General features: G+C 71.6%; 9 protein-coding genes. All 9 read right to left on the bottom strand.

The features are described from left to right. Positions 1-6: 6 nt before the first annotated feature. Positions 7-2,544 (bottom strand): NADH-quinone oxidoreductase subunit G, encoded by a 2,538-nt coding sequence (locus OGL89_RS12325; protein ID WP_263120443.1) that lies wholly within the window; start codon positions 2,542-2,544, stop codon positions 7-9. Positions 2,545-2,596: 52 nt separating this feature from the next. Then, on the bottom strand, positions 2,597-3,943 hold the full coding sequence (nuoF, locus tag OGL89_RS12330; RefSeq protein ID WP_263120444.1) for an NADH-quinone oxidoreductase subunit NuoF: 1,347 nt from the start codon (positions 3,941-3,943) through the stop codon (positions 2,597-2,599). Beyond that, positions 3,943-4,785, bottom strand: coding sequence for an NADH-quinone oxidoreductase subunit NuoE (gene nuoE, locus OGL89_RS12335; protein ID WP_263120445.1), 843 nt, complete (start codon positions 4,783-4,785; stop codon positions 3,943-3,945). Before nuoE ends, nuoF begins: the two co-directional genes overlap by 1 nt. Continuing rightward, the gene (locus OGL89_RS12340) at positions 4,782-6,128 is read right to left on the bottom strand and encodes an NADH-quinone oxidoreductase subunit D (protein ID WP_263120446.1); all 1,347 of its coding nucleotides are present in this window, start codon (positions 6,126-6,128) and stop codon (positions 4,782-4,784) included. The genes nuoE and OGL89_RS12340 overlap by 4 nt, the downstream gene beginning before the upstream one ends. Beyond that, positions 6,125-6,886, bottom strand: coding sequence for an NADH-quinone oxidoreductase subunit C (locus OGL89_RS12345; protein ID WP_263120447.1), 762 nt, complete (start codon positions 6,884-6,886; stop codon positions 6,125-6,127). Before OGL89_RS12345 ends, OGL89_RS12340 begins: the two co-directional genes overlap by 4 nt. Continuing rightward, a complete protein-coding gene (locus OGL89_RS12350; RefSeq protein ID WP_263120448.1) occupies positions 6,883-7,434 on the bottom strand; it encodes an NADH-quinone oxidoreductase subunit B in 552 nt (183 codons plus the stop codon). Before OGL89_RS12350 ends, OGL89_RS12345 begins: the two co-directional genes overlap by 4 nt. 1 nt (position 7,435) lies before the next feature. Next, entirely contained in the window at positions 7,436-7,804 is a 369-nt protein-coding gene (locus tag OGL89_RS12355) for an NADH-quinone oxidoreductase subunit A (protein WP_169164400.1), read from the bottom strand. A gap of 116 nt (positions 7,805-7,920) precedes the next feature. Then, positions 7,921-9,201: a geranylgeranyl reductase family protein gene (locus tag OGL89_RS12360; protein ID WP_263120449.1), complete on the bottom strand. Its 1,281-nt coding sequence runs from the start codon at positions 9,199-9,201 to the stop codon at positions 7,921-7,923. Positions 9,202-9,372: 171 nt separating this feature from the next. After that, a partial coding sequence (locus tag OGL89_RS12365) for a demethylmenaquinone methyltransferase (protein WP_263120450.1) occupies positions 9,373-10,035 on the bottom strand: 663 nt, incomplete at its 5' end.

Raw genomic sequence — 10,035 nt, forward strand, 5'->3', positions numbered from 1 at the left:
GGCCGTTCACGCCGTCACCTCCCCGGTGGTCGCAGCGGCGATCCGCACCACGTCACCGGCGACCGCGTGCAGGGTGTCCCGCACCTGGCAGCCGGGGGCGGCGGTGGGCAGCCAGATCACGTGGTCCGGCAGGTCGTCGATCACCAGCGGGAGCACGATCGCGCCCGCGTCGGTGCTGACCTCCACCGGCTGTCCCGCGGTCAGGCCGATCCCGGCCGCGGTGGCCGCCGACGCCCGGGCGACCGGTCGCTTGGCGGTGCCGGCCAGGAAGGGCTCGCCGTCCTGGAGCCGGCCGGTGTCGAGCAGCAGGTGCCAGGTGGCCAGCACGGCCTGCCCGGCATCGATGGCCGGGGCGGGACCGGCGGAGACCGCGGGGGCCCCAATGCGCGACCCGTCCCAGCTGCCCAGCGCGTCCAGCTCGGCGTGCACGGCGGCCATCGTCCTGGTGCCCAGGGTGACGCCCAGCTCGTCGGCCAGGGCGTCCAGCACCCGGTGGTCCGGCATGGCGGTGGAGGTCAGCGCCTGCGGGAACGGCCGGCGACGGCCCTCCCAGCTGACGAAGGTGCCGGGCTTCTCCACCGGCGGGGCGACCGGCAGCACCACGTCGGCCCGCTCGGTCACCTCCGAGCTCCGCACCTCGAGCGAGACCAGGAAGCCGACGGCGTCCAGGGCGGCTCGGGCGGCGGCCGGGTCGGCCAGGTCACGCAGGTCGACACCGCCGACCACCAGGGCGCCCAGGTCGCCGGAGGCGGCGGCCGCGATGATCCCGTCCAGGTCGCGACCGGGCTCGGCGGGGAGGTGCTCGACCTCCCACGCAGCGGCGACGTCCACCCGGGCGGCCGGGTCGGCGACCGGGCGGCCACCCGGCAGCAGACCTGGCAGCACCCCGGCATCGACGGCCCCGCGCTCCCCCGCCCGACGCGGCACCCAGGCCAGTCGGGCGCCGGTGCGGTCGGCCAGGCGGAGCACCGCGGACAGCGCACCCGGCACGGCGGCCAGGCGCTCGCCGACCAGGATGACCGCGCCCTCGGCGGAGAGCTGCTCGTTCGGCTCGGAGAGCTTTCCCTTCGTGATGGCGTCCAGCACCTCGGGCTCGGTGCCCGGGGCGGCCGCGATCAGGGTGCCGTTCATCCGCTCCAGGCCACGGCTGGCGAAGGGCGCCACCGCGAGGACGCGGGTGCGGCCCTTGGTCGCGGCCTTGCGGAGCCGGAGGTAGAGGACCCCGGCCTCCTCCTCGGCCTCCAGACCGGCGAGCAGCACCGCGGGGGCGTGCTCCAGGTCGGTGAAGGTCACGCCCAGCCCGGTGCCGGCCACCGCGTGCGCCAGGAAGTCGGACTCCTCGGCGGAGTGCGGGCGGGCCCGGTGGTCCACGTCGTTGGTGCCGAGCGCCAGGCGGGCGAACTTGCCGTAGGCGTAGGCGTCCTCGAGGGTCACGCGACCGCCGGGCAGCACGCCGACCCCGGAGGCCTGCTCCAGACCGTGCGCCGCGACCTCCAGCGCCTCGGCCCAGGACGCGGGCCGCAGCTCGCCGTCCTCGCGCACCAGCGGACTGGTGATCCGGTCGGCGGCGGACTGCCAGGCGAAGCCGAAGCGGTCCTTGTCGCTGATCCACTCCTCGTTGACCTCGGCGTCCTCACCGGACAGCCGGCGCAGCACCACACCGCGGCGATGGTCGACCCGGATCGCGGAGCCGTTGGAGTCGTGCTCCGAGACGCCCGGTGTGGACACCAGGTCGAACGGACGGGCCCGGAACCGGTAGGCGGCGCTGGTGAGCGCGCCGACCGGGCAGATCTGCACCGTGTTGCCGGAGAAGTAGGACGCGAAGGCCTCGCCGTCCTCGTCGATCTCCGCGGGGCCGACCGGGATCTCGGTGCCCAGCAGCACCGGCTCGGGGGCCGTGTCGTCGAAGCCGAGGATCTCGGCGTCGAAGCGGCCGATCTGCTGCATCGCTCCGCGCTTCTGCAGGTCGATGAACGGGTCACCGGCGATCTCCCGGGAGAACCGGGTGCAGCGCTGGCAGAGGATGCAGCGCTCCCGGTCCAGCAGGATCTGGGTCGACACCGCGATCGGCTTGGGGAAGGTGCGCTTGATGTCCACGAACCGGGTGGAGCCCCGGCCGTTGGACATCGCCTGGTTCTGCAGGGGGCATTCGCCGCCCTTGTCGCAGACCGGGCAGTCCAGCGGGTGGTTGATCAGCAGCAGCTCCATCACGCCGTGCTGCGCCTTGTCCGCCTCGGCGGAGGTCCGCTGGGTGCGCACCTCCATGCCAGGGGTGGCGGTCAGGGTGCAGGAGGCCTGGGGCTTCGGCATCTTGGCCAGGTTGCCGTCGCGACCGGGTGCCCAGACCTCGACCAGGCACTGGCGGCAGGCACCGGCCGGGGCGAGCAGGGGGTGGTCGCAGAACCGCGGGATCTGGATGCCGAGCTGCTCGGCGGCACGGATCACCAGGGTGCCCTTCGGCACCGTGGTCTCGATGCCGTCGATGGAGAAAGTGACCCCGTCCTGCACGGCGGGTGTCGCGCTCTTGCTGGCGGTGACGGTCATCGGGGGGTCCTCGCGGAATCGGGAGCGAAGCGAGCGGTGGCGTGCGGAGTGCTCATGCGTGGACTCCCGCGAGTCGACCCGACGTCCGGCGGGGGGTGTAGGCGAACAGGCTCGAGCGCTCCGGCGGGAACAGCTCGTCGGCCGCGCTGTGCATCCCGGCCTCGAACTCCTCGCGGAAGTACTGCACCGCGGAGGTGACCGGGGAGGTGGCGCCGTCGCCCAGGGCGCAGAACGCCTTGCCCAGGATGTTGTCGCACAGGTCGAGCAGCAGCTCGATGTCGCCGGGGTCGCCCTGTCCGGCCTCCAGGCGGCCGAGCACCTGGGCCAGCCAGAAGGTGCCCTCCCGGCAGGGGGTGCACTTGCCGCAGGACTCGTGCTTGTAGAACTGGATCCAGCGCGAGACCGCCTTCACCACGGAGACCGTCTCGTCGAAGACCTGCAGCGCGCGGGTGCCCAGCATGGAGCCGGCGGCCGACACGTCGTCGTAGGTCAGCGGGACGTCCAGGTGCTCGGCGGTGAAGATCGGCGTCGAGGATCCGCCCGGGGTCCAGAACTTCAGCTCGTGGCCCTCACGGACGCCCCCGGCCATCTCCAGCAGCTCGCGCATGGTGATGCCGAACGGCGCCTCGTACTGACCGGGCCGCGCCACGTGGCCGGACAGCGAGAAGATGCCGTGGCCCGGGGACTTGTCGGTGCCCATCTCCCGGAACCAGTCCGAGCCGCCCAGCACGATCCCGGGCACCGAGGCGATCGACTCGACGTTGTTCACCACGGTCGGCCGGGCGTACAGCCCCGCGACGGCCGGGAACGGCGGCTTGAGCCGCGGCTGGCCACGACGGCCCTCCAGCGAGTCGAGCAGCGCGGTCTCCTCGCCGCAGATGTACGCCCCGGCCCCGGCGTGCACCGTGACGTCCAGGTCGTAGCCGGAGCCGAGGATGTCCTTGCCCAGGTAGCCCTGCGCGTAGGCCTCCTCGACCGCCTGCAGCAGTCGGCGGTAGACGTGCACGACCTCGCCGCGCAGGTAGATGAAGGCGTGGTGGCAGCCGATCGCGTAGGAGGTGATCGCCACCCCCTCGACCAGCACCTGCGGGTCGGCCATCATCAAAGGGATGTCCTTGCAGGTGCCCGGCTCGGACTCGTCGGCGTTCACCACCAGGTAGCGGGGGCCGCCGTCCGGAGCGGGGAGGAAGGACCACTTGAGGCCGGTCGGGAAGCCCGCGCCGCCACGACCGCGCAGCCCGGAGTCCTTCACGGTGGTGACCAGGTCACCGGCGTCCATGCTCAGCGCCTTGCGCAGGCCGCGGTACCCGCCGTGCGCCTCGTAGCTGCTCAGCGTCCAGGACCTGTCGGCGTCCCAGCGCTCACTGAGCACCGGGGTCAGGGTCGGCGTCGGGGACATCACGACTCCTTCTCGCTTCCGTGTTCGGTCTTCTCCTGCTCGCCGGAGCGCTCCTGCGCGCCGGCGGCGGGCCGGTCGGTGGAGGACTGCGGCTCGCCCACGCCCGGCGTGGTGTCGCCGGCGTCCAGCGGTGCCGCGCCGGAGTCGGAGTCGGAGTCGCCGTCCGGGTAGGCCGGGGCGGTCCAGCCGTGTGCACGGGCCAGCTCCAGGCCGCGCAGGGTGGGAGCCCCGGCGGCGACGCCCTCGTTCGCGTGCCCGTCGTTGAACCCGGCGAGCACCCGGGAGACCTCCTTGAAGGTCCCCACCCGGTCCGGGCCGCGGGTCGGGGCCACCGGTTCGCCCGCGATCAGCCTGCCCACCACGTCGGCGGCGGACTCCGGGGTCTGGTTGTCGAAGAACTCCCAGTTGATCATCATCACCGGCGCGTAGTCGCAGGCGGCGTTGCACTCGATCCGCTCGAGCGTGATCTTCCCGTCGGCGGTGGTCTCGTCGTTGCCGATGCCCAGCCGCTCGGTCAGGTCCTCCCAGATCGCGTCGCCGCCCATGATCCCGCACAGCGTGTTGGTGCAGACGCCGACGGTGTACTCGCCGTTCGGGCGCCGCTTGTACTGGGTGTAGAAGGTCGCGACCGCGGAGACCTGGGCGGTGCTCAGGTCCAGGGTCTCGGCGCAGAACGCGATCCCGGACGGGCTGACGAACCCGTCCTCGGACTGCACCAGGTGCAGCAGGGGCAGCAGCGCGGAGCGGGGGTCCGGGTAGCGGCTCAGCACCTGCGCGGCGTCGGCCGCGAGGCGGGCATGGGTCGCGTCGTCGTACCGACGGCCCGTGTTGACGACGGTCATCGGTCCACCCCTCCGAGCACCGGGTCGATGGAGGCGACGGCGCAGACGACGTCCGCCACCTGCCCGCCCTCGCAGAGCATCGACACGGCCTGCAGGTTGTTGAAGGACGGGTCGCGGAAGTGCGCCCGGTACGGCTTGGTCCCGCCGTCGGAGACCAGGTGCACACCCAGCTCGCCACGCGGGTGCTCGACGGTCTGCCACACCTGTCCGGCCGGGACCCGGAAGCCCTCGGTCACCAGCTTGAAGTGGTGGATCAGGGCCTCCATCGAGGTGCCCATGATCTCCCGGATGTGGTCCAGGGAGTTGCCCATGCCGTCCGAGCCGATGGCCAGCTGCGCGGGCCAGGCGATCTTCTTGTCGCCGACCATGACCGGCGTGCCGGTGGAGGCCTGCAGGCGCTCGAGCACCTGGTCGACGATCTTCATCGACTGGTAGCACTCCTCGATCCGCAGGACCATCCGGTCCCAGCAGTCCGCGTTGTCCAGCACCGGGACGTCGAAGTCGTAGGTCTCGTACCCGCAGTACGGCGCGGCCTTGCGGACGTCGTAGGGCAGTCCGGTGGAGCGCAGCATCGGGCCGGTGATGCCCAGCGCCATGCACGAGGCCAGGTTGAGCACGCCGACGTTCTGCAGCCGGCCCTTGAGGATCGGCTGGCCGAGCATCAGGTCCTCGAGCTGGCGCAGGTAACGCTTCACGCCGACGATCGCCTCGCGGATCTGGTCCAGCGCGCCCGGGGGGATGTCCTGCGCGACGCCGCCGGGCCGGATGTACGCGTGGTTCATCCGCAGGCCGGTGATCAGCTCGAACACCCGCAGGATCTCCTCGCGGGCGGTGAAGCCGATGGTCATCAGGGTGGTGGCGCCGAGCTCGTTGCCGCCGGTGGCCAGCGCGACCAGGTGGGAGCCCACCCGGTTCAGCTCCATCATCAGCACCCGGATCTGGGTGGCCCGCTCCGGGATGTCGTCGGTGATGCCGAGCAGGCGCTCGGTGCCGAGGCAGTACGCGGCCTCCTGGAACAACGGCGCCAGGTAGTCCATCCGGGTGCAGAAGGTCACGCCCTGGGTCCAGGTGCGGAACTCCATGTTCTTCTCGATGCCGGTGTGCAGGTAGCCGATGCCCGCACGGGCCTCGGTGACCGTCTCACCGTCGATCTCGAGCATGAGCCGGAGCACGCCGTGGGTGGACGGGTGCTGCGGGCCCATGTTGACGACGATGCGCTGCTCGCCGAGCCGGGCCGCCTCCTCGGCGATGTCCGACCAGTCGCCGCCGGTCGCCTCGAAGGACCTGATGCCGTCGGTCTCCGCGTCGAACAGGTGCGCGGTGGCGTGGGTCTGAGCGCTCATGTGTACTGCCTCCGCTGATCGGCCGGGGGCACGGTGGCGCCCTTGTACTCCACCGGGATGCCACCGAGCGGGTAGTCCTTGCGCTGCGGGTGCCCGGGCCAGTCGTCCGGCATCTGGATCCGGGCCAGGTCGCTGCGCCCGGTGAAGACGATGCCGAAGAAGTCCCAGGTCTCGCGCTCGTGCCAGTCGTTGGCCGGGTAGACGTCCACCGTGGTGGGGATGGTCGGATCGGCGTCCGGCACCGCGACCTCGAGCCGCAGCCGACGACCGTGGGTGATCGAGGTCAGGTGGTAGACCGCATGCAGCTCCCGGCCGGTGTCGTGCGGATAGTGCACGCCGGAGACGCCCAGCGAGAGCTCGAACCGCAGGTCCTGGTCGTCGCGCAGGTGCTGCGCGACCTCGACCAGGTGGGCGCGGGCGATGTTCAGGGTCAGTTCGCCGCGGTCGACGATGACCGACTCGACCGCGTTCGCGTAACCGGTGCCGGAGCCGTCCAGCAGCTCGATCAGCACGTCCACGACCTCGTCGAACCAGCCGCCGTAGGGCCGCTCGCTCGGGCCGGGCATCGCGACCGTGCTGACCAGGCCGCCGAATCCGGAGGTGTCGCCGGAGCCGGAGACGCCGAACATGCCCTCACGGACCGCGACGACGTCCAGCGGCGTCCGGTGCCCCTGGGACCCCGCCTCCAGGGCCGTCTCCGAGGTGGCCTGCGCCTCGGTGTTCACGGCCTCGGCGGCATCCTTCTTCTCGTCGGTCATCGGAGCAGTCCCGTCATGTGCGAGGTCGGCTCGGCGCGCAGCGCGGCCGCCTCCACCGCCTCGGCGATCTCACGGCGGTCCTTGCCGAGCGGCTCGTCCCGGATCTGCTCGTGCAGCTCGAGGATCGCGTTGATCAGCATCTCGGGCCGCGGCGGGCAGCCGGGCAGGTAGATGTCCACCGGCACGATGTGGTCGACGCCCTGGACGATCGCGTAGTTGTTGAACATGCCGCCGGAGCTGGCGCACACGCCCATCGACAGCACCCACTTCGGCCCGGCCATCTGGTCGTAGACCTGGCGCACGACGGGGGCCATCTTCTGGCTCACCCGGCCGGCGACGATCATCAGGTCGGACTGGCGCGGCGAGGCGCGGAACACCTCCATGCCGAACCGGGAGATGTCGAACCGGGAACCACCGGTCGCCATCATCTCGATCGCGCAGCACGCCAGGCCGAAGGTGACCGGCCAGAGCGAGGACTTGCGCGCCAGGCCGGCGAACTTCTCGACCGAGGTCAGGACGAATCCGGACGGAGCCTCTTCGATACCCATGTCAGTCCTCGTCCCATTCCAGGCCGCCGCGGCGCCACTCGTACATGAAGGGCACCGTGATCAGCGCGAGGAATCCCAGCATCGCGATCAGGCCGAACAGCGCCAGCTCGGAGAAGCTGACCGCCCACGGGTAGAGGAAGACCACCTCGATGTCGAAGACGATGAACGTCATCGCGACCAGGTAGTACTTCACCGGGAACCGGCCGCCGCCCATCGCGTGCGGGGTCGGCTGGATGCCGCACTCGTAGGCCTCGAGCTTGGCGCGGTTGTAGCGCTTCGGGCCGATGACGGCGCTCGCGCCGAGCCCGCCGAGGGCGAGCAGCGCGGCCACGCCCATCAGGACGAGCAGGGGGATATACGGATTGTTCATCGGGGCTCTCCCAGTGGGGGGTGGAGTGCTTCCGGGGGCGTCACAGTCATCTCAGCGTCGTCCGGCTCCTCGTGGGGGGCGAGTGGGAACCGGCGCTGCGAGCGGGTCTGGTGGTCTCATGCCGCGGGCGCCATCCGTGCGAGTCCGGCGATCACGCGGTCGGCCCAGTCGCCGCCGTGCGGTTCGTAGCAGTCGGCCAGCAGCTTGTGCACGAACTTCATTAGCAGCGGACGAGGCAGCCCGTAGCGCGTGCACAGGTGCATGACCTGCGGGTGTTCGATCAGCTTCACGAAGACCCGGCCCAGGGTGTAGTACCCGCCGAGGTCGTCCTTCATCCGGGTGCCATACGTGGCCAGCGCCCGCTCGCGCCCGGCGGCGGTGCCCCGGGCCAGTGACTGGGTGATCGAGTCCGCGGCGACCCGGCCGGCCTGCAACGCGTAGGCGATCCCCTCGCCGTTGAACGGGCTGATCATGCCGGCGGCGTCGCCGACCAGCATCAGGCCCCGGCCGTAGAGCGGACCGCGGTTGAAGCCCATCGGGAGCGCGGCGCCGCGCACCGGGCCGAGCTGGTGCTCCTCGGTGAACTCCCACTCGGCCGGGGCGTTCGCCATCCACTTCGCGAACAGGTCCTTGTAGTTGACCGTGGTCGCCGCGGCGGTGGAGCTCACCGAGCCGAGTCCGACGTTCGCGCTGCCGTCGCCGAGGGAGAAGATCCAGCCGTAGCCGGGCATCAGGTCCGACTCGCCGGGCTTGCCGTCCCAGAGCTCGAGGTGGCTCTCCATCATCGGGTCGTCGTGCCGCGGGGTCCGGAAGTAGGTGCGCACCGCCACGCCCATCGGACGGTCCTGGCGCTTCTCCAGGCCCATGCCGGTGGCCAGGCGGGCGGAGACCCCGTCGGCCGCGATCACGACCGGCGCGCGGTAGGTGACCGGACCGTCCTGGCCGGCGACCTTGGCCTGCACGCCGATCACCCGGCCGGTGCGCTCGTCGAGCAGCGGGCCGGTGACGGTCGTCCGCTCCTGGAACTTGGCCCCGGCGGCGCGGGCGTGCTCGACCAGCAGGTGGTCCAGCGACATCCGCGCCCGGGCCAGGCCGAAGGAGGGGTAGCTGGACAGCTCGGGCCAGGGCAGCTCGATCACGTGGCCGCCGCCGATCACCCGCAGACCGGTGTTCCGGATCCAGCCGTCCTGCTCGCGGATCGGCACGCCCATCCGGACCATCTCGGCCACGGCGCGCGGGGTCAGCCCGTCGCCGCAGATCTTGTCCCGGGGGAAGGACGCCTTGTCGAGCAGCAGCACCTGGAGGCCCGCCGCGGCACAGTGATAGGCAGCGCTGGACCCACCAGGTCCCGCCCCGACGACGATGACGTCCGCGTCATCGCTCACTGCACTGGTCACAGTTTCCTCACCTATGTGAATGCCGTCACACTCGCTTCGGCCGAGTCTAACCCGGACCTAGGTCCCGCGTGCGGAATGGGGCCTGCCCAGCCTCATGCTGACGCCCTGTCGACCGTCAGGACCTATGTCCCGAACCGGGCGAATCGCTTCGGCCGTACGGAGTGACGCCGGTCACGCCCCCGGGTTGGTCGCCCGGTGCAGCGCCACGATCCCGCCGGTGAGGTTGCGGTAGGCCACCGACCCCCAGCCGGCCTGCTTCATCAGACGCGCCAGGCCCAGCTGGTCCGGCCAGTCCTGGATCGACTCCGCCAGGTAGCTGTAGGCGGCCGACTGCTTCGCGACCACGCGGGCCACCGCCGGCAGCGCCTTGGTCAGGTAGCCGTCGTAGACCGCGCGGAACGGCTTCCAGGACGGGGTGGAGAACTCGCAGACCACCAGACGGCCGCCCGGGCGCACCACGCGCCGCATCTCCTCCAGCGCACCGACCGTGTCCACCACGTTGCGCAGCCCGAAGGAGATCGTCACCGCGTCGAAGGAGTCGTCCGCAAACGGCAGCGCCGTGGCGTCACCCGCCGTGAACGGCAGATCCGGTCGGCGCTGCTTGCCCACCGCGAGCATCCCGGTCGAGATGTCGCAGGGCACCACACGCACCCCGGCGTCGGCCAGCGGCTCGCTGGACGTCCCGGTCCCGGCCGCCAGGTCCAGCACCTTCTCCCCCGGCACCGCGTGCAGCGCCGTCAGGGTGGCCCGGCGCCAGGCGCGGTCCTGCCCCAGGGAGAGCACGTCGTTGGTCAGGTCGTACCGGCGGGCGACGCCGTCGAACATCGCGGCGAC

This window comes from Cellulomonas sp. RIT-PI-Y (genome assembly GCF_025642745.1).
Lineage (GTDB): Bacteria > Actinomycetota > Actinomycetes > Actinomycetales > Cellulomonadaceae > Cellulomonas.

Coding starts and splice junctions, on each gene's coding strand:
- OGL89_RS12355 (WP_169164400.1), bottom strand. CDS start 7,804: ATGAACAATCCGTATATCCCCCTGCTCGTCCTGATGGGCGTGGCCGCG.
- OGL89_RS12345 (WP_263120447.1), bottom strand. CDS start 6,886: ATGACCGACGAGAAGAAGGATGCCGCCGAGGCCGTGAACACCGAGGCG.
- OGL89_RS12340 (WP_263120446.1), bottom strand. CDS start 6,128: ATGAGCGCTCAGACCCACGCCACCGCGCACCTGTTCGACGCGGAGACC.
- OGL89_RS12350 (WP_263120448.1), bottom strand. CDS start 7,434: ATGGGTATCGAAGAGGCTCCGTCCGGATTCGTCCTGACCTCGGTCGAG.
- nuoE (WP_263120445.1), bottom strand. CDS start 4,785: ATGACCGTCGTCAACACGGGCCGTCGGTACGACGACGCGACCCATGCC.
- OGL89_RS12325 (WP_263120443.1), bottom strand. CDS start 2,544: ATGACCGTCACCGCCAGCAAGAGCGCGACACCCGCCGTGCAGGACGGG.
- nuoF (WP_263120444.1), bottom strand. CDS start 3,943: ATGTCCCCGACGCCGACCCTGACCCCGGTGCTCAGTGAGCGCTGGGAC.